General features: G+C 37.9%; 20 protein-coding genes. 17 read left to right on the top strand and 3 right to left on the bottom strand.

Features of this window, described 5'->3' with window-relative positions:
- Positions 1–20: 20 nt before the first annotated feature.
- Positions 21–812: a 7-carboxy-7-deazaguanine synthase QueE gene (locus A0J48_RS08125; protein ID WP_200322055.1), complete on the bottom strand. Its 792-nt coding sequence runs from the start codon at positions 810–812 to the stop codon at positions 21–23.
- A gap of 354 nt (positions 813–1,166) precedes the next feature.
- Between A0J48_RS08125 and A0J48_RS08120 the strand changes: the two genes are divergently transcribed.
- The 8 genes from A0J48_RS08120 to A0J48_RS08085 all read left to right on the top strand — a co-directional run bounded on the left by A0J48_RS08120 (position 1,167) and on the right by A0J48_RS08085 (position 8,259).
- A complete protein-coding gene (locus tag A0J48_RS08120; RefSeq protein ID WP_200322006.1) occupies positions 1,167–2,216 on the top strand; it encodes an anti-sigma factor antagonist in 1,050 nt (349 codons plus the stop codon).
- Between the two features lie 386 nt (positions 2,217–2,602).
- Positions 2,603–3,883, top strand: a complete 1,281-nt coding sequence (locus A0J48_RS08115; protein ID WP_200322004.1) for a glycosyltransferase family 4 protein — start codon at positions 2,603–2,605, stop codon at positions 3,881–3,883.
- A gap of 308 nt (positions 3,884–4,191) precedes the next feature.
- On the top strand, positions 4,192–4,647 hold the full coding sequence (gene rsfS, locus A0J48_RS08110; protein WP_200322002.1) for a ribosome silencing factor: 456 nt from the start codon (positions 4,192–4,194) through the stop codon (positions 4,645–4,647).
- Complete coding sequence (locus A0J48_RS08105) at positions 4,644–5,144, top strand: CGLD27 family protein (RefSeq protein WP_200322000.1); 501 nt, start codon at positions 4,644–4,646, stop codon at positions 5,142–5,144. The genes rsfS and A0J48_RS08105 overlap by 4 nt, the downstream gene beginning before the upstream one ends.
- A 158-nt stretch (positions 5,145–5,302) precedes the next feature.
- A complete protein-coding gene (locus A0J48_RS08100) occupies positions 5,303–6,256 on the top strand; it encodes an asparaginase (RefSeq protein ID WP_200321998.1) in 954 nt (317 codons plus the stop codon).
- 717 nt (positions 6,257–6,973) lie between these two features.
- Positions 6,974–7,225: a hypothetical protein gene (locus A0J48_RS08095; protein WP_200321996.1), complete on the top strand. Its 252-nt coding sequence runs from the start codon at positions 6,974–6,976 to the stop codon at positions 7,223–7,225.
- Between the two features lie 222 nt (positions 7,226–7,447).
- The gene (locus tag A0J48_RS08090; protein WP_200321994.1) at positions 7,448–7,786 is read left to right on the top strand and encodes a hypothetical protein; all 339 of its coding nucleotides are present in this window, start codon (positions 7,448–7,450) and stop codon (positions 7,784–7,786) included.
- A gap of 29 nt (positions 7,787–7,815) precedes the next feature.
- Complete coding sequence (locus tag A0J48_RS08085; protein ID WP_200321992.1) at positions 7,816–8,259, top strand: group I intron-associated PD-(D/E)XK endonuclease; 444 nt, start codon at positions 7,816–7,818, stop codon at positions 8,257–8,259.
- A 17-nt stretch (positions 8,260–8,276) separates the two neighbouring features.
- Here the strand turns inward: A0J48_RS08085 and A0J48_RS08080 are convergent, their stop codons facing one another.
- Positions 8,277–8,798, bottom strand: coding sequence for a DUF29 family protein (locus tag A0J48_RS08080; RefSeq protein ID WP_200321991.1), 522 nt, complete (start codon positions 8,796–8,798; stop codon positions 8,277–8,279).
- 152 nt (positions 8,799–8,950) lie between these two features.
- On the opposite strand from A0J48_RS08080, the gene A0J48_RS08075 reads away from it, so the two are divergent.
- Both A0J48_RS08075 and A0J48_RS08070 read left to right on the top strand, forming a co-directional pair.
- Positions 8,951–10,378 carry a slr1306 family protein gene (locus A0J48_RS08075; protein WP_459213934.1) on the top strand — a complete coding sequence of 476 codons (1,428 nt, stop codon included), beginning with the start codon at positions 8,951–8,953 and terminating at the stop codon, positions 10,376–10,378.
- A 284-nt stretch (positions 10,379–10,662) separates the two neighbouring features.
- On the top strand, positions 10,663–10,869 hold the full coding sequence (locus A0J48_RS08070; RefSeq protein WP_200322051.1) for a hypothetical protein: 207 nt from the start codon (positions 10,663–10,665) through the stop codon (positions 10,867–10,869).
- Between the two features lie 130 nt (positions 10,870–10,999).
- Here the strand turns inward: A0J48_RS08070 and A0J48_RS08065 are convergent, their stop codons facing one another.
- Positions 11,000–11,500, bottom strand: coding sequence for a hypothetical protein (locus tag A0J48_RS08065; protein WP_200321990.1), 501 nt, complete (start codon positions 11,498–11,500; stop codon positions 11,000–11,002).
- Between the two features lie 68 nt (positions 11,501–11,568).
- Here A0J48_RS08065 and A0J48_RS08060 point away from each other — a divergent pair, with 68 nt between their 5' ends.
- The 7 genes from A0J48_RS08060 to A0J48_RS08030 all read left to right on the top strand — a co-directional run bounded on the left by A0J48_RS08060 (position 11,569) and on the right by A0J48_RS08030 (position 19,781).
- Positions 11,569–12,651, top strand: a complete 1,083-nt coding sequence (locus A0J48_RS08060) for a type IV toxin-antitoxin system AbiEi family antitoxin (RefSeq protein WP_200321989.1) — start codon at positions 11,569–11,571, stop codon at positions 12,649–12,651.
- A 2-nt stretch (positions 12,652–12,653) separates the two neighbouring features.
- A complete protein-coding gene (locus tag A0J48_RS08055; RefSeq protein WP_200321988.1) occupies positions 12,654–13,490 on the top strand; it encodes a hypothetical protein in 837 nt (278 codons plus the stop codon).
- Between the two features lie 19 nt (positions 13,491–13,509).
- Complete coding sequence (locus A0J48_RS08050) at positions 13,510–14,658, top strand: DNA cytosine methyltransferase (protein ID WP_200321987.1); 1,149 nt, start codon at positions 13,510–13,512, stop codon at positions 14,656–14,658.
- Between the two features lie 142 nt (positions 14,659–14,800).
- A complete protein-coding gene (gene deoC, locus A0J48_RS08045; protein ID WP_200322049.1) occupies positions 14,801–15,481 on the top strand; it encodes a deoxyribose-phosphate aldolase in 681 nt (226 codons plus the stop codon).
- 64 nt (positions 15,482–15,545) lie between these two features.
- On the top strand, positions 15,546–16,463 hold the full coding sequence (recO, locus tag A0J48_RS08040) for a DNA repair protein RecO (protein WP_200321986.1): 918 nt from the start codon (positions 15,546–15,548) through the stop codon (positions 16,461–16,463).
- Complete coding sequence (locus A0J48_RS08035; RefSeq protein WP_411841123.1) at positions 16,450–18,093, top strand: MFS transporter; 1,644 nt, start codon at positions 16,450–16,452, stop codon at positions 18,091–18,093. The genes recO and A0J48_RS08035 overlap by 14 nt, the downstream gene beginning before the upstream one ends.
- 539 nt (positions 18,094–18,632) lie before the next feature.
- Positions 18,633–19,781: a glycosyltransferase family 4 protein gene (locus A0J48_RS08030; protein ID WP_200321983.1), complete on the top strand. Its 1,149-nt coding sequence runs from the start codon at positions 18,633–18,635 to the stop codon at positions 19,779–19,781.
- Positions 19,782–20,021: the final 240 nt, after the last annotated feature.

Below are 20,021 nucleotides of genomic sequence, written 5' to 3'. Positions count from 1 at the left end.
CCCCCTGCCCCTGCCTCAACCTACATCTGATTCAGCATTTTATGGGTCTGGGGGATCACCCTCACTTGTTTAACAAACTTCTTCATTAAAGCTTGCCATACTAAAACCTGGTCTGGTGTAGGGGCTTCTACAGGTACTGGACTGAATGGCTCTGTTAGCGGTGTCACCGGTTGCAAAAATATGGGGATATCCTGACTCACTTCAGCGACTAACAAAGCCGAGCGTTCCAATTCGCCAGGATCTGTCCTTTGAGAGACAATTATCTTGACAAAAATATCTAAATTTGCATCAAAGCATATTTGGAGAAATTTTTTATGTTCTGTCCAATGAGTTTCGCCACTTACGCTAGGCAATTTTAAATCCATACCTACAGAGTCGAGGTAGGGGAGAATCATGACCAATTGCTCCGGGCGATGTCCCCCAGTTTCCAGGTAGATGGGTAAATTGGTTAGCGATCGCACTTGGGGTAGAAATTGCGCCAAAAATGGAGCGTGAAGAAGTGGTTCGCCTCCAGTTAAGCTAATGCTATCGTGTAAAGAAGGTAAATTTTGCCTTTCTACCCATTTTATCAACATAGCTAGAGGAATAGGATTAGAGTAGATTTCAAAATCTCTTAATCCAGGGGAACGCTCTATCTTACATATAGAAGGGGCATTCCATGTATGGGCGCTATCGCAAAAGTGACAACGCAAGTCACAAAGACCAAAGCGAATAAAAATCTGGCGTGTCCCGACATTGAGTCCTTCCCCTTGAATAGCAGAAAAAACTTCAACCAGGCGTGCAGTAGGTTTAACCGTAGTTTTAGCAATCATGAGATGATAGATAGCAGCGCAGTCGCCTATGGCGCGGCGAAGCTGATCGCACCGATTAGGCACAACAACAAGTTATGTTTATAGCTTCTTGTTCCATTGTGAACCGGATCGAACGATCTCCTATCTCTGAGCAAAAAACTAGTCTTCCGTTTCAATATTTGTCGGTTAAGACGAAAAAAGCCATGGAAAAAGGGAAAGAAAAAACCTTTAACCTTGAAACTTTTCTCTTTTAGCAATTAAAAGTTTCAGGTACAAAACCCAGTGCAGTATTGCTACCTCTCCTTAATCCTACTTTTTCAAATTTAGGTTAAGTAATTTTCCAGGACAAAATAATGTTTGGCAGATTAGATTTAGATGGCAACTAAAGTGCATAGCTTCATGAGTAGCCAACCCACAGAGGCAGATTTCCCAGTTACTTACCTGAACGATACAGCTATAGTGCAGGTGTCTATGCGTTTGAGCGTGCTTGAGGCTGTTGGCTTTAAGCAAACCTGCCAAAACCTAATCCAAGCTGATTCACATCCGCAGCAACTTGTCCTTGACTTCCAAAATACTATTTTTATGGATAGTAGTGGTTTAGGGGCGTTGGTAAGTAATTTTAAATATGCTCAAGAAAAAGGGATCGCATTCAGACTTCGTAATGTTACCCCTCAAGTTATGGCAGTGCTAAACCTGACAGGATTAGATCAGGTATTTTCTATTGAGTCTACTAACAGCATCGAACTCATAGAATCCATTAGCCCTGGAGATAGTCAGAGAAATATGGCTCGCAAAGTAGAGCCGTTACCTCAAACCCATCCTTCTGTGGCTTCTTGGATGAAAAGACTGATTGATATAGTCGGATCATTAGTAGGTTTAGTTATTACAGGAGTTTTATTTATTCCCATTGCGATCGCTATTCAAATAGACGATCCCGGTCCTATTTTCTTTAGTCAAACCCGCTGCGGCTGGATGGGTAAGCGTTTTGCTATTTGGAAATTCCGTTCTATGTGTGTTGATGCGGAAGCTAAAAAATCTCAAGTCAAAAACCAAGTAGAAGGTGCTTTCTTCAAAAATGATCAAGATCCCCGGATTACAAAGGTAGGACGCTTTTTGCGTCGCACAAGTCTAGATGAACTACCACAGTTCTGGAACGTCCTAAAAGGCGAAATGAGTTTGGTCGGTACTAGACCACCAACCCCAGATGAAGTAGAAAGATACGAAGTACCAGAGTGGCAACGTTTCGATGTCAAGCCGGGAATGACCGGAGAATGGCAAGTCAACGGACGCTCGACAGTACGCAGTTTTGAAGATGTAATTCGTCTGGACTTACAGTATCAAAAAAATTGGACTTTGGCTTACGATTTAAAGCTGATTCTCAAAACTATCACCATCTTGTTTAACAAAAACAGCGGTGCTGTTTAACAGTTAACAGTTAGAGGACTTACGCTGTTTAAGCTAACAACTACCAAATTTCATTTCTGAGTTTACCCAGACCCACTTTTAGAGGTTTGGGTAAATTTTTTGTCAGGACAGTGTTTACAAGTGATATGGCAGGTGACAGGTGACTCTTGACCGGGAATTTTAGATTTTAGATTTTAGATTAAAAAAATTTGGTATAGGTTCTAGTCCTTCAGGACGTAAAAATCGTCATCTCAAAATTTACGCAATCTTCAACGAAAAGTTACTGGGCAACAAAAAGTATAAAGAGATAATGAAGTAATCTAAGAGGTAGTATACTGCAAAGTAACTTTGACGACAGATACTGATTGTCAGTCAACAACACACCAGGAAACTCTGACTAATTTGTTATGCGGATTTTAATTTACTCCTACAATTATCACCCAGAGCCTATCGGTATTGCCCCGCTAATGACTGAATTAGCAGAAGGACTGGTGAAGCGTGGACATCAAGTACGGGTAGTCACAGCTATGCCCAACTATCCTGAGCGCCAAATTTATGAGGACTATCAAGGCAAATTTTATTTAACAGAATATAAAAATGGTGTTCACATCCAACGTAGTTATGTTTGGATTCGCCCCCAACCCAACCTGTTAGATAGGATGATGTTGGATGCTAGTTTTGTTGTCACAAGCTTTTTTCCAGCACTAATGGGCTGGCGACCAGATGTAATTCTTTTAACTTCCCCATCTCTCCCAGTATGCCTACCAGCAGCCCTTTTAGGATGGTTACGTGCCTGTCCAGTCATCTTAAACTTACAAGATATATTACCTGAAGCAGCTATCCACGTCGGTTTGCTAAAAAATAAATTACTGATAAAGATATTTACCGCCTTAGAAAAATTTGCCTACTCCTCCGCCACTAAAATAAGTGTAATTGCTGATGGATTTGTAGAAAATTTACTGTCTAAGGGTGTACCAGCCCAAAAAATCATACAAATTCCTAACTGGGTAGATGTCAACTTTATCAGTCCTTTGCCAAAAGAAGATAACCCCTTCCGCGCTACACATAATCTCAAAGGTAAATTTGTAGCTTTATATTCTGGCAACATCGCCCTTACACAAGGTTTAGAAACAGTAATTAAAGCAGCAGCTAAATTACGTAACATCACAGAAATAGCTTTTGTGATTGTTGGTGAGGCCAAAGGATTGCAAAGATTACAACAGAAATGTTTAGACCAGGGTGCAGATAACGTTTTGTTATTACCATTTCAACCCCGACAGGAATTGCCGCGAATGTTGGCAGCAGCAGATGTAGGTTTGGTGGTACAGAAGAAAAATGTGATCTCCTTCAATATGCCATCAAAAATTCAAGTCCTATTGGCCAGTGGCAGGGCTTTAGTGGGATCTGTGCCTGAAAATGGTACAGCAGCTAGAGCAATTAAACAAAGTGGTGGTGGAGTTATTGTTCCTCCAGAAGATCCCCAAGCCTTAGCAACAGCGATTTTAGACTTGTACCAAAATCCGGAAAAAGTAAAAACTCTAGGCTACAACAGCCGTCAATATGCTGTCGAACAATATGCATTTGATCAAGCCTTAAGCCAGTATGAGACATTATGTTACTCATTGGCAACAGATGCTAACAAAATTCAACCCATAGTTGTCACAACAGCAGTCAACAAAAAGGTGTAAGGGCTAGTAACTGAAAATAAACTAGCTTATTACTTCTGTCGCTTGTATTTTGCCTTTTAGCTAATTATGAAGCCAGCCGCCCCATAAACACCTATTTTTTTGTTAGTATTCAAAAAAACCTATTCACAAAATCACAAGTTGTTTGTAGGCATAGTATTTGTCAGCATAGTTAACACAAGCTCAAAATTCTCAAATTTTGATTGTCTAAGAATTATCAAAGGCTGTTAGCTGAGTTTGTAGTTGCTCATCATGCTGACTGCTACATATCAGACAAATTGTGAAAAAAGGAAAAACGCATCTGAGGTTGAATGACTGATTATTTCCAAGGAAATTTCCCCATAGAGTCTGTCCCACTGACAACAACGACAGTTAACAGCCCTATAGCTGTAACTGATGATGTGAGTGGAAAATTAGCGATCACCATCGCTGAAGCAGGATCAGAACGCAAAGCAGGCGAGATTTTGTTGCTGAGAGTAGCAAATGTCTCTTACCTGTCAGATTACTTTGTGATGATGACTGGCTATTCTAGGGTACAGGTGAGGGCGATCGCCGCAGCAATAGAAGAAAAAGTCGAAAGTGATTGGCAGCGTCGTCCCTTAAGGACCGAAGGAAAAGCTGAGGGAAGTTGGGTGCTACAAGACTATGGTGACGTGATTGTTCACATCATGATGCCCAAGGAACGAGAGTTTTATAATTTAGAGGCGTTCTGGGTTCATGCGGAACGCATTCCGCTACCAAACTCTGATGATGGTAAGCCAAGATGATGAAATCCTCGGTTTTTGATTGCCCAGTTCCCACAGAACAACAACCGCTAAACGAGTACGAAGAATTAAAAAATTCCTGGCTATTTCGGGATACCACTTTAAGGTGGCCTGATTATCTGACCAAGATTTTTTGGATTTGGGGCTGGTCGTGGTTCGTCGCAGGACCTGTAGCAGCGGCCAGCTTTCCTCCACAAAAGCAGTTTGTTCATTTTATGCTCTGTGGGTCTGCTGCCGCTAGTATGGGGGTAGTGTTGTTATTGGTGCGATTATACTTGGGTTGGTTCTACGTGCGCGATCGCCTCTACAGTTCCACAGTATTCTATGAAGAATCCGGTTGGTATGACGGACAAACCTGGACAAAACCCCAGGAAGTGATTACCCGCGATCGCCTAATAGTCACCTACGAAATTAAACCCATTCTTCAACGCTTGCAAATTACCTTTGCCGCCTTGGCTTTAATGTATCTTATTGGTACTATAGTTTGGCATTTGTTATAAATGAGTCATTAGTCATTAGTCATTAGGGACAGGGAACAGAGAATAGGGAACAGGGAACAGCGGAGAAGAACCACTGGCCACTAACCACTGACCACTAACAACTGACAACAGACCACTGACCACTGACCACTGACAACCTACAAAATAGATATAAACCCATGACAATGGGAAAACGAACACAAGCCACAGCACTGGAAGTCCGGTTGCTGCGGGAAGGAATTATCGAATCTCGGCATATAGTCCAGGCCGTAGTCAGCGACGAACGCGGAAGAGTTCTGTCAGTTGCTGGCAACGCCGAAACCGCTGCATTTGTCCGTTCTGCCCTGAAACCATTTCAAGCCCTTGCTGTCACCAGCACAGGTACACTGGAACGGTATGATTTGAGCGATCGTGACTTAGCAATCATCACCAGTTCCCACCAAGGCAGCATGGAACAGGTGCGACAAGTATTTAATATCCTCTGGCGGGCTGACCTTGACCCCAGCACTTTGCAATGCCCAATTCCTAAAGATAAGCGCAGTGCTTTAGAATATAACTGCTCTGGTAAACACGCAGGAATGTTAGCCGTTTGCCAGCAACGCCATTGGCCTTTGACTAACTATTTGGATCGCAAACACCCTGTCCAGCAGCTAATTCTCTCCAAGGTAGCTGAATTGCTCAGAATGCCAGCAGCAGAATTTATCGGTGTTCATGATGACTGCGGCGCACCTACATATTTGATGCAACTCGGTCAAATGGCCTCTTTGTATGCTGTACTTGCTTCTAGCAATAACTTGGATATGGAACGCATTGTCCGCGCCATGAATCATCATCCCACTATGGTGGCAGGGGAAGGCGAATTCGATACAGAATTAATGCGCTTAACTCCAGGAGAACTAGTTAGTAAATCTGGTGCAGAAGGTGTGCAGTGCATTGGCCGACTTGGGGAAGGCATGGGATTGGCAATTAAAGTTATGGATGGGGCAAAACGGGCAAAGTATGCCGTAGCTATTCACCTGCTGCAACAAATGGGCTGGATTACTCCCAGCGTTGCCCAGAGCCTATCTGAGAAGTTTATGAACCTGAGTAAATACAAGCGTTTAGAGGTAATTGGAGAATTATCGCTTTTGTAGTTGACAACCTCTTGGCTTTGCGTTATATTGAATAAGTCGAGAGGCAAAGGCAACGCGGGATAGAGCAGCCTGGTAGCTCGTCGGGCTCAAGACGAAAGATTAACTAAACGCTTATCAGTTAGTCTTGCATTGGGCGGCACAAAAGGAAACTTATGTGTGTTTATCTGTCAAACTCGGGGAAGCCAATAGCGCGGTAATCCCGAACCAAGCTCCAGAAATGGAGAAGGTGTAGAGACTGGAAGGCAGACACCCTAACGGTAATGACGAGGGTGAAGGGACAGTCCAGACCACAAACCAGTTGAACTGGGCAACGAAAGTTGTAGATGGTAAGCATAACCCGAAGGTCAGTGGTTCAAATCCACTTCCCGCCACCAAATTAAAAAATGAAGCCCTGTAATCTTAAGTGATTGCGGGGTTTTGTTTTATGCTGACTAAGTTATTTTATACAGTTTTTTATTATTGCTATGTTAATATAATTTGTAACAAAACATTTTTACGCATAAATATACTGGTTTATAATCTCTCCACAATTGATTTTCTAAAAAATGAGCTAAATTAATGGTTAATCCACAAACAGATAGTGAATGGACAATTCATTCTCTAAATATACATGGAACTTTTTTTGAACAGTGGTGTGCGGATCTTTTTTAGTCTGTACCAGGTTGTAATGTAGTATCAACTAACTATCCGGTAGAGTTTCCTCTTCAGAGTAATTCTTTGAAAAGTAAAGAAAGCGCCCTTGATATATGGGTTGAATTATCTAATCAAGATGAAGTTTATGCTTTTTTAATAGAATGTAAAAAGAATAATCCAGAACTTGCTAACTGGATTTTTTTTCCTAAAAGAGGAGATAATGCCAACAGAAAGTTTGTTTCTCGTATTATAACTACTGATCAAAATATTCAATCATCTATGTATTATCTAGAACAGACTAGCCCAGTAAATTTTTTCAATGAAGCTAGAGAATGACGTAAGGATTATCAATCGAAAGACGAAAAAAATAAACAAAAAACAAAAACTGCCAATAATACTACATCAGACGATAAACAAAAAGACGATAAACAAAAAACAAAAACTGCCAATAATACTATATCAGACGCATCTTATCAAATATCACTTGCTACTCAATCAATATGGCATGAAGAAACAACTTTAGCCGTTGAATTACAGAATAGACGGCTAACATCTCGATTGAATTATCGTGTAAAAACATTTATTCCATGTATTGTAACCACAGCAAACCTTTATTCGTGTAGTTTTGATCCGCAAGATGTAGATCCTAGTCGAGGAGAAATAAATTTTGATAAAGTTAATTTAGAAAAACAGCCATTTGTATTTTATGAATATCCTTTACCCAGACACCTTCAATCTTCGGTATCAGATATGGTTAATATTATGTTGAGAGGCAAAAGAGATATTTCTGTAAGAATGGATATTATCATCATAAATAGTTTACATTTACAGAATTTGTTAACTCAACCAAACGCTGTAGAAAATATAATAAATAGTATTATTAATAATAGAGGATAATTAAGAAATAAACCATTTTTATTTTGCAAATGGACACAAAGCTGAGAGGAGACATAGCAGAACAAGCTGCTGTTTTTCATGCTTTAAAACGTGGTTGGGGAGTTTTAAAACCTGTTGGTGATAGACTACCTTACGATTTAGTATTTGACGTTGGGGGAAATTTAATTAAAATACAAGTCAAATATGCTTGGTTGGATGAACCTTCTGGTAATTATGTAGTAGATAATCGCCGCACGAAAACAAATAGACGGATAATGGTGAGAGATGCTTATCAACCATCAGATTTTGATTTTGCATTGGTATATGTAGAAAATATTGACCTGTTTTATGTTTTTCCAGTTGATATTTTCATCAGTTATGGTAGTGAAATACATATTGTTGAGGCTGAAAAAAGACAGAGGAAACCTCGTTCAGCACAATATCGTAATGCTTGGGAATTAATCACAAACGCATTAGCTATAGGTGAGTGCTAATTTTTGTTGTTTATTTGTCAATAGTTGTAGGCATTCATCCAATCTTCACCACCTGGTAATTGCACAAGATAATTATCTATCATGTCTGGTAATTCTCTATTTGAATAGTTATAGGTCATTAATAATAGCTCATTTGCATTTAATAATAGTTGTTTTTGGTTCAGCATTTGTGAAAGTTGCTGTCGTTTTAAACTACCATTTAAAACCTCTAAACTTGCATCTGCTATGGCTGGTGTAAGTTCATCTTCTAAATAAATTTGCCATTCATCTTGATTAATGTAATGAGATTTTTTATTATCTTTCAGATTGAGTTTTTTGATTTCTATCAATGAATTACGAATTGAAGCAGTCCACGAATTTGTTAATCTCTGCTCAATTTGATTTTTAATCAAATGAATCAGCAGAATCTTTAAAAACGCTTGAATATTCCGTATAATTGCTTGTTTACTCATTCCCTCTAATTCATCCACAATTGCCAAAGCATCTGTGTAACGTCCTTCGATAATGCTATTTCTGAGGTCGATTAATTCCTGTGTCATCTGTATTTACCTCAAGTTATAAATCAGTGAATATTTATTCAACCAGTGCATAATTGTATTTTATAGTTAAATCTGTTTACCTGTGGCACTCCCAAAAGCAGGTTTTGATCTATTCTGAAGATAAAGCTATCCAAGCGCGGAGAATCAGAATTGTGAAGTTACATAAACCAATATTAGTGGGAGGACTAGGTTTGTCCTTTTCCCTGTGGATGTTAGACAGTTGGCATGATTCAATAGTACAGGTGGGAGAATTCGGACTCCTGAGTGCTTTAGCTGTGGGTGGTGGTTTCTGGTTATTGCAGAAAAATCGACCTGGTGAACAGCTAGATGATATAGTTGTGGATAGAGCGTCTGTGGAAAGTGCAATAACCAAAACCGAAGCTATCATCAACCAACTTGCACAAGAAGCTATTAACCATCCAGCTTTAGCAACTCTACGGGAACAACTGGAACAATTACGTTTAGAGTTAGATAGACGAGAAATTCAAATTGCTGTTACTGGTGGAAAGTCTGTAGGTAAAAGTACAATTATTCAAATTCTCAAGAATGTAGAAGCTTTATCTAAAAATTCTCTACATTTTTCGGAAACAGCACCTTTATTTACAGGAATAAGTGAAAATTCCGATGCAGTCATATTATCAGAACTGCAAAAATCTGATTTTGTCTTATTTCTCACTAATGGAGATTTGACAGATTCAGAATTTCAAGTTTTGCAACAATTAAAAGCAGTAAAACAATCAGTATTGCTGGTATTTAATAAACAAGACCAGTATATAACCGATGAACGTGCTACAGTTTTGCACTCCTTGAAACAAAGAGTTTCCGGTAATGTAGTTGCAACTTCAGCTTCTCCCTTACCTGTGAAAGTGAGAAAACATGAAGCAGATGGTTCTGTCAACGAGTGGTTGGAACAACCAACACCAAACATTCAAGAATTAACCGCACAATTAACTGAAGTTTTAGCACAACAAAAGCAGCAGTTAGTGTGTACAACAACGATGCGGAAAGTGCTGTTACACAAAGCTGAAGCGAAAGATTATTTAAATAGCATCAGACGCGATCGCTCAACTCCCATCATAGAACAAAATCAGTGGATTGCTGCTGCTGCTGCTTTTGCTAACCCAGTTCCTGCTTTAGATATCTTAGCAACTGCGGCGATTAATGCCCAAATGGTAATGGATTTGGGTAACATTTATCAACAAAAAATTTCCTTAGAACAGGCGCAACAAGTAGCCGGAACTATGGGAAGCTTAATGTTGAAATTAGGTTTGGTAGAATTATCTACTAGAGCAGTAACAGGTATCCTCAAAACCAATGCTGTCACCTTCGTAGCAGGGGGAATGGTAGAAGGTGTAAGTGCTGCTTATTTAACTAGAGTTGCTGGGTTAAGTTTAGTTGAATATTTTGAACAGCAAGAAATAGCTTTAGAAACAGGAAATGGTTTGAACCTGGAAAAATTACGCCAAGTTTTACAAACAGTATTCCAGCAGAATCAAAAAATTGCTGTTTTGGAAGCTTTTGTGAAACAAGGTGTAAAACGGTTGTTACCAGAAACGAAACCAGTAGAAGTTGTCGGATAGTTCTGCACGACATCAGGAATTTTAAACCCGCTTTCAGTGGAGTTATTCCTAAATAAAAAGCGGGTTTTATTGTAGTTATTAGCTATCAGCAGTCAGCTTTCAGTCAGAAAACCCTTTGTCAAGATTTTGGATAATATAGATTAATAATTGTACCTAATTTACTAGAAATATACTGTATTTTGTGAAATTGAGAAATTTCATGGTATTTTGAACAGATTTATTTTTCTGTAGCGTTTATGATAAGAAATGTCACGTTTGCAGATGTTGAAAATATTGCTAAATCTATGACACCTCAAGAATTTTTGGATAATTTAGCTACAGCTGTCACAGACTCAGAAAAACTGGTTGTTTTTGCACGATACTTAGACACAACAGCATTAGATCACGCAACAACCCCCAGATGGAAAAGTTTAGCTTACAGCATGGAAATTCAATTTGCACTCAATAACCTTGCTTTTCATTTAGAAGCACTAGCGGAAAAAGCTAATTAATCAGTGACAATAATACTTAATAGGTATTATTGCTATGTACCTATCAGGTAATTAAATTTTCTACATATATTTTTAGATGAACTCTCGTAACTACCTGATTTATCAAGTTGTAACTAGGTTAGTAAATTAGTTACAACTGACGATAAACAGCAAATAAAGAATCATTATATTTGTGTTCAACTTCAAGATTAAACGCCCAGGCTAACGGATAGTGTTTTTGATATTCTCCTAAAATATTGATGCGGTGACAAACACCAGGAATTTTACTTAAATATTTGTTGTTTAACGGTGAATCACAAACAAATAAACCTCTAGCTTTGTATGTTGTACCTGTTATATTTAAGCTATGATTAATTATGATTGCTACATAGTATTTATCATCACCAGAATGCAGGACTTTAACTAGGTTATCATGGGTAATCCCAAGTAAATGATCTGGTAATTGTAAACCTGCGCTGGTGTCTAAGGGTAGGTTTTGAGTTTTTACCCAATTGAGAATTTCTTGATGTTTTTTTAATGCTGCTTGTCTTTGGAAAAAATATTTTATTTCGGTAAATAATTTAGTGATTGGGTATATTAGTTGTAGTGCGATTAATATCAGGGTGATGAATATTCTTTGGATTTTAAGCATTTTTTTACACCTGGTTGTTATAATTGAGATTATAAAACATTTTGATTAATGAACGCCTGTAATATACTATGCAGCCTAAACATCCTTGGTTACAAAAATGTATACAAAAACTGGAAGAATTACCCCAAATAGAGACAACAACAACAATAGAACCTTTTTTAGAAAACACTCTAGCGGATGGTTTGTTAACTATATATACACCTCACAACCAAGTTAAATATTTAGTTGAAATTAAAGCTCACATAAATTTAGACACAGTTGATTCAAGCATTAATTATATCCATCATCTGAATGAAAAACTTAGGAATGATAAGAGAACATTACTCATTACAGACACACTTTCTGATGCTGTTATAGATTCATTACTAGAAAACAACATTGAATTTATTGATACGACAGGTAATATTTATATTAACAATTCATCACTATATATTTTAGTTAGAAGTAGTTCAACACAAAGCAAAAAATTACTCTCTGCTCCTAATATTACTACCAGCACCCTAAAAGTTGCTTATGCTATACTTGAAGATCCAAATATTTTGCAATATCCTACTTTAGAAGAAATATCAAACGTTGCAGGTGTTGACTATCAAACTGTAAAATCCAGTTTAGAAACTTTGTATCAACTGAATTATTTACAGCGTCAACGTAGTGGAACATATAGAATTGAAGATTACACAAAGCTCTTTGAAAGATGGGAAATGGGGTATATAGAAAATTTGCGTCCAGAACTTTTGATAGGAACATTTTGCACGAGGGAAAATATAAATATAGATTTTAACGATATATCAAACCAACTACTAGAAATAGCCAAAAATCAAAAAATTATAATTGGAGGAGAACTAGGCGCTGCAAATTTGACAGGTTATTTAAAACCAATTAGTATGACTATTCATATTCCTGAAGAATACAATTATCGTGTGATAACAACCATGTTACGTCTCAAACCAGATCCCAAGGGTAATATTATCATTTTGAAGCAATTTGGTAATAAAAATCAACTTAAATATAATTCATCTGAACCTGTAGCAGATCCGTTACTTATTCATGCAGAATTGTTGTTAAATCCAGATACAAGACTAAAAGAAACAGCTAAACGTTTGTATGAAAAATATATTATTACAAGACAAGAAATTGCAGAAATGGTATAAAGATGAAAAACTCATATTCTCAAATTGACTCAGAGACTAAAAAATTCCTCACTGATTTTAAATCTATCATTGATTCCTTAGAAGTTCCTATGCTATTGATAGGCGCTCAAGCAAGAATTTTAATATTTGATAGTCAATATAAAGTTCAAGGTCGTGCAACTAAAGATTGGGATGTAGCAGTAAAATTAGATAATTGGGATAAATATAATCTGCTGATAACAAAAATGACAACTGGAAATAATCCTCTATTTAAGAAAACCAGAGTCATTCACAAGTTTATTCATATTGAAACAGGACTGGAAGTTGATGTTATTCCTTTTGGTGATATTAGTAAACCAAAACAGGAAATTAACTGGCCTGATGGTAATCAAATGAGCATTTTGGGTTTAGAAGAAGCTTTTGCAAATACAGAGATTATAGTCATTGACAACGTAGAAATTCGGGTAGCTGATATTGACGCTTTTATAGCTTTGAAACTACTTGCTTGGAATAATAGAAAAGAAAATAAAGATTTACAAGATATTATTGCAGTCTTGCTAAAGTCTCCCAATCAAGAAGATGAAGAGCGTGTTTATGATGAATTTATTGATGAAATTATAGAAGGAAGATTTGAAGTAGATGAAGCGGCTATTATTTTTATAGGTAGAAATATTAAAAATAAATTCAAACCTGAAACTCTTAACAAGATTAACGAAATTATCACGCTAATTCTAAATCACCAAAATAACTATATTCCGCCGTTCGTTTCTAAAAATTCAGAGGACTGGGATGAAGCTTTTGATAAAATAGTTAAACGTTTTGAATCACTGCTATATGGATTAACTGATTTTTCTGAATAATTAGTCTACTAGGTTATTAATGAATGACACTATTTCCATCTTCTCCTTCTTCTCTGGTTCAGGTTTCCTCGACTTAGGCTTTGAAACCACCGGCTACAAAATCGCCTATGTTAACGAAATATTCCCCCCCTTCATGTCTGCTTATCGCTATTCACGGGAACTTCTTAAACTCCCATCACCTGAATATGGATATCATCAAGGTGAGGAAGCAGACGTAAGTAAATTAACAGAAGGAAACGCCGCACAACAATTAAATGAATTAGTCAAAGATTCCCGGAAATTAAATAATATAATTGGCTTTATGGGTGGACCACCATGTCCTGATTTTTCTATTGGTGGCAAAAACAAAGGACATTTAGGCGATAACGGTAAACTATCAGCATCTTATATTGAATTGATTTGTCAAAACTTACCCGATTTCTTTTTATTTGAGAATGTTAAAGGTTTATGGAGAACTAAAAAGCATCGTTTGTTTTATGAATCATTAAAAATAAAATTACAACAAGCAGGTTATATCTTAACAGAAAGGTTAATTAATGCGATTGAGTACGGTGTTCCGCAAAATAGAGATAGAATTATTTTAATCGGCTTTAAAAATGACTTTCTCAAGGATATGGGAATACAATCTGATTTTACATTTCCTTGGGAAAAATATATTAAACATCCTCAAAATAAAGTATTTGCATATCCTTGGCATAAGTGCGAACCATTTAAAGAAGATTCGATAACTATTTGTCCTGATAACATTCCTCAAGAATTAACCGTTGAATATTGGTTTAGCAAAAATGATGTTTTAAACCATCCCAATACTAAACATTATTTTCAACCTAGAGCAGGTATCACTAAATTTGCAACTATTGACGAAGGAGATGATTCCAAAAAATCATTTAAACGGTTGCACCGATGGCGTTATTCTCCTACAGCTTGTTATGGAAATAATGAAGTACATTTACATCCTTACAAAGTGCGACGTATTTCTGTAGCTGAAGCATTAGCAATACAGTCTTTACCCGCAAACTTTGTACTTCCAGAAAATATGTCACTTACGAATATGTTTAAAACTGTGGGTAATGGTGTGCCATACTTAGCAGCGAAAGCATTAGCTCAAATTATTCTTGACTTTTTAGCCAAAAATATCCCCAACTTCTGTGATCAGTCAAGGATCTAGATATCACTGAGTAAAAAATTAACCTTTAACAGTAAACCACCTGCTGATTTTCAGGATAAACTCGTAATATATATGGTTTAATAGATAAGAAATGTTTTATTTTTTCATAAAGTTTAATAATCTATCACTGGCAGAATAAATGATGGCAGCAGACTATCCCAACATTGATATTGCGCCATTCATCGATCATTCCCTGCTGCTACCAACTACTACTCCAGAGCAGGTTGAAAGATGGTGCGAAGAAGCATACAGGTTTAACTTTGCAGCGGTTTGTATCCATCCCTGTTATGTCAAACAAGCTGCCGAATTGCTGCACAACAAAAACCCTCAAGTCTGTACTGTCATTGGTTTTCCCACTGGTGGAACGACTTCAGCCGTTAAGTTGTATGAAGCACAAGAAGCGGTGGAAAATGGCGCGACAGAGTTGGATGTGGTCATAAACTTAGGCTGGTTGAAGGCTGGTAAAACTGAAGAAGTTCACCGGGAAATTGCTACAATTTGTGAAGAGGCCGGAAAACCTGTCAAGGTAATTTTAGAAACCAATCTACTTACGGATGCAGAAAAAAAACTAGCAGCCCAATTAGCTATGGATGCAGGAGCAGCGTTCTTAAAAACCAGTACAGGTTGGAATGGTGGAGCGACTGTGGCAGATGTCAGCTTATTAAAAGAAATAGCACGGGAAAGGGTGGGAATTAAAGCATCAGGAGGAATTCGCACCCACAATGAAGCCTTGGATTTAATTATGGCTGGTGCTACGAGATTAGGCACATCTCGCGGCATAGATTTGCTCCGTCAGCGCAATAACCCAGAAAAAGCTGAATAGTCATTTGTCAGTTATTTTCCCACTGACCACCGACCACTGACTACTGACCACTGACCAATAACTAATGAGTAGAACTTATCAAGCAACTGGTATTAATCTCAAAACCCAGGCATTAGGAGAGTCAGATAAGATAGTGACTATTTTAACCAAAGAATTCGGTTTAATTCGGGCGATCGCCCCAGGGTCACGTAAACATAACTCCAGCTTGGGTGGTAGAAGTGGAATGTTTGTAGTTAATCAACTACTCATTTCCCAAGGGCGATCCTCACAGCCAGCTACAGCAACTCTCGATAGAATTACTCAAGCAGAAACTATAAAAACTTATCCTGGTCTAACTAAAAACTTGGGAAAATTAGCTGCTAGTCAGTATTTAGCGGAAATAGTTCTATGTCAAGCTTTAAGCGAACAACCCCAAGAAGAACTTTATGAGGTACTTAATGAACATCTCCAGCGTTTAGAAGCTTTACCCAAAAGTCAAGATTCTGGACTGGTCGCACATTTGACGCAAGGAGTCTTTCACCTCTTAGCTTTAGCAGGATTAACCCCACAAGTGCAATTTTGTTGCTTAACCCAGCGTCCTCTGACTCCAGACCTAACAAATTCCAACTGGCAAGTAGGATTTAGCATTGCTGCGGGGGGAACAGTTTGCTTACAAGCCTGGGAAGAGTTAAGAAAAGAAAGGGAAAAACAAAAAAACCAGGAAAATTCTCCAGACACCAACTCCCCCAAAACTTCCTATCAAACAGTTTTCCATCACCAAGACCTACCAAAAATCTCCAGTCGTCTCGGTGGGAAAGAATTGTTGATGCTCCAACATTTATCCCAACCAGGGATAATGCAAATAGATGCAGCCTCAGATTATGGCTGGTTATCTGTTGAGCAGATTCTGCGCCAGTACACACAGTACCACCTTGGTCGCCCTATTCGCTCTGCCACACTGATAGATTCTTATTTTGCCGCTAACCATGATGCAATCGTCTGATTTGGATAGAAAAATCCAGCCTTTATCACCTAGCCAAGATAAAAACAGAAATAGGGTATCAGAACCTCAAAGACCTAATCATTTAAGTTCTGTTTCCCATTTGAAGACTACTCACATTAATAGCCAAGAAAAGTCTTACACAGATATTTCTGAAGATAAAAATTGGACATCGGAAATGCCATGTACTGATATCCCTCAACAATCAGAACTAAATTCTGATCACCCATTAAAAATTCCTGAAGTCAATGGTAAAGGTAATACTAATGAAAATGCTTTGCCAGTAGTAGCTTCAACAGAAATATCACAATTCAATGGTTCTGGTTCAGGTGGAGAATCAACGTCAGGGGATGTGGAACAACAAGGGTTTTTTCCTGTATTAAAGAACCCAAATTTTCTGGCTCTTTGGGGTGGTCAAATTTTCTGTCAACTGGCTGATAAAGTATATCTAGTGTTGATGATTGCTTTAATTAACACTCAGTTTCAACAGGGTGGTCAAAGTATTAGCGGTTGGGTGTCGGCGTTAATGATGATCTTTACCATTCCAGCAGTATTGTTTGGTTCTGTGGCTGGTGTATTTGTAGACCGCTGGTCAAAAAAAGCTGTATTGGTAGCATCGAATATTTGGCGCGGTATCCTGGTGTTAGCAATTCCTTTCTTGCTGTGGTTAACCCATGATTGGCAACCTGTGGGAGTTTTGCCTGTGGGTTTTCTGATGATTTTGGCTGTGACTTTTTTGGTTTCTACGTTAACACAGTTTTTTGCCCCAGCGGAACAAGCAGCTATTCCTTTGGTGGTGGCAGAAAAACATTTACTTTCGGCTAATTCCCTGTACACAACGACGATGATGGCATCGGTAATTGTGGGTTTTGCTGTCGGAGAACCTGTTTTGGTCTTAGCAGATGGAATTTGGGCAAAATTAGGTGGAAGTGGTGGACTGGGTAAAGAAATTTTAGTTGGTGGTAGTTATGCGATCGCGGGCATTATTCTCTTTCTCCTCAAAACTAATGAAAAACCCCACCCCCCAGAAACAGAATTTCCTCACGTTTTTTCTGATTTAAGAGATGGTTTACGTTACCTGAAAGAAAATCATCGCGTTCGTAATGCTTTATTACAATTAATTATCTTATTTTCTGTTTTTGCTGCTTTAACAGTTCTCGCTGTGCGGATGGCAGAAATTATTCCCAACATGAAAGCATCCCAATTCGGCTTTTTACTGGCAGCAGGTGGTGTTGGTATTGCAGGTGGGGCAACAATTCTTGGTCAATTTGGACAACGCTTTTCCTATAGACAACTTAGTCTTTGGGGTTGTCTTGGCATGGCAGTATCTTTAGTTGGTATTTCTATCTTCACCACCCAGCTATGGATAGTGCTGTTGTTAATCGCTTTAGTTGGTACATTTGGGGCGTTAGTGGGTATACCCATGCAAACAGCCATTCAAACGGAAACACCCCCAGAAATGCGCGGTAAAGTATTTGGTCTCCAAAATAATGTCATTAATATTGCTCTTTCCTTACCCTTAGCATTAGCAGGTGTAGCAGAAACCTTTATTGGCTTAAAATCTGTGTTTTTAGCCTTAGCTGTCATCGTATTCTTAGGAGGTATATTAACCTGGTATAATTCCCGTGACTAGTGATCAGGTTTGACATCATCAAAAACTTAGTGAAACGATAGGTTTTCGTGCTAAACTTAATCCAGTCAAAATCCATCAAATACTTGCTGGAGAGCAACCAAACATTATCCTGATTAAGTTGTAATATATTGCGTTAATTAACAACTTACAAGCAGTAACATATAGCCATAAAGTCACTCATTCAGCTAGATTGAATGTAGACTTTCTCAAGTGGGATATGGCATTTTATTAACTACGTTAAAAATTCAGCAATCATAGCAGTTGCCAGGATAAATAAGGCAAAATTAAATGCTCAGATACCTATCAGATAAGAGTTTTAAAAAGCTGACTGCTGTTAGCGTAGTTTGCTGTTAGACACTACGTGAACTGCCATATCACAGGATGAAAACAGCTAATACCATTTTGGATTGTGAATTGTGGATTGTGAAAGTGTTGCTATCTCAGCTTTTCATCTTTCGATTTGTCTCCATCATTGTTCAAATTGGTATAAGTATAAAAACAATTAATTCACACCGCTTTTATTCGTAGTTAACCAAAGAATGCGTATAGCCTGGATTGGAAAAAAATCACCCTTTTGTGGAAATGTTACCTACAGTCGAGAAATTACAAACGGATTACTAGACAAGGAACATGACGTAAGTTTTCTTCATTTTGCTCAAGAAGAATCTGAGCCAGATAACTGGCCTAATTTTAAAGAAGTATCTTTACCATTTATTTATAAGTCTCAGGTTTACACAATTCCCGCTTTTAATGCTACTAAGGTGTTAAAAGAATCTTTACGGGAAATTAATCCACAGATAGTTCATGCTTCATTGACACTATCAACTTTGGACTTTGTTTTACCAGAAATTTGTGAAGAATTAAATGTTCCTCTAATTGCCACTTTTCATACTCCATTTGCTGGTAAAGGAGCAAAATTAATTTCTGGTACTCAACTTTTAGCTTATCAACTATATGCGCCTTTTTTGGATCATTATGATGGCGTGATTGTCTTCTCTCAAATTCAACGGGAATTATTGGCAAAGATGGGAGTAAGAGAAGAAAAAATAGCTGTTATTCCCAATGGAGTTGATACTGTTAAATATTCTCCTGGTATTTCCAATATAAAAAAAGAATTTAACGCAGAACGTCTGTTTGTTTACCAAGGTCGTATCGCTCCCGAAAAAAATGTAGAATCTTTACTACGGGCTTGGAAGCAATCAGATATGGAGCCTAATAGCAAGCTACTCATAGTTGGAGATGGTCCGTTGAGGGCATCTTTAGAATCGTTTTATAGCTCAGAACATAACATTATTTGGTTAGGTTTCGTAGCCAGTGAAGAACGCCGGATCGAGATTTTACGAGGGGCAGATGTATTTATTCTGCCATCATTAGTTGAAGGTTTATCTTTATCTTTATTAGAAGCTATGTCTTGTGGAGTGGCTTGTTTAGCTACTGATGTGGGTGCAGATGGGGAAGTATTGGAAAAAGGTGCAGGTGTAGTCATTAGTACCCGATCGGTGCGATCGCAGCTAAAAACTCTTTTACCACTCTTTCAAGACCATCCAGAGTTAACCACACTATTGGGACAAAAAGCGAGAAATCGAGTTTTAGAACGTTATACTCTCAGTGATAATATTACTCGGTTAGATAAGCTTTATACTCAAATTTTAGCACAGCGTCCTTTAACACTTGGTTGGACTGGTTAGGAAAGATTTAGAGGATTTCCATCAAATGTAATATAAAGCGAGGTAATAAGCTGTTCCGCATTTAAACCTCAATACTGTTCGGTTCGATTAACGAAAATTTCCACGTAAATAAATAGGGGATGCTGAATAAATGCAAAACCATGATAAATTAAGGGATTCAGGCTGATAAAAAAGAAAATAGGTGCAAGGTTTTTAAAACTAGGAGTGGAAAAATCGAGCATTTTGAGGGTGAAATCTCAA

Origin of the sequence: Sphaerospermopsis aphanizomenoides BCCUSP55 (assembly GCF_001586785.1) — a bacterium.
Taxonomy (GTDB): Bacteria; Cyanobacteriota; Cyanobacteriia; order Cyanobacteriales; family Nostocaceae; genus Sphaerospermopsis_A; species Sphaerospermopsis_A aphanizomenoides_A.
This window is presented reverse-complemented; position numbering and strand designations above follow the sequence as displayed.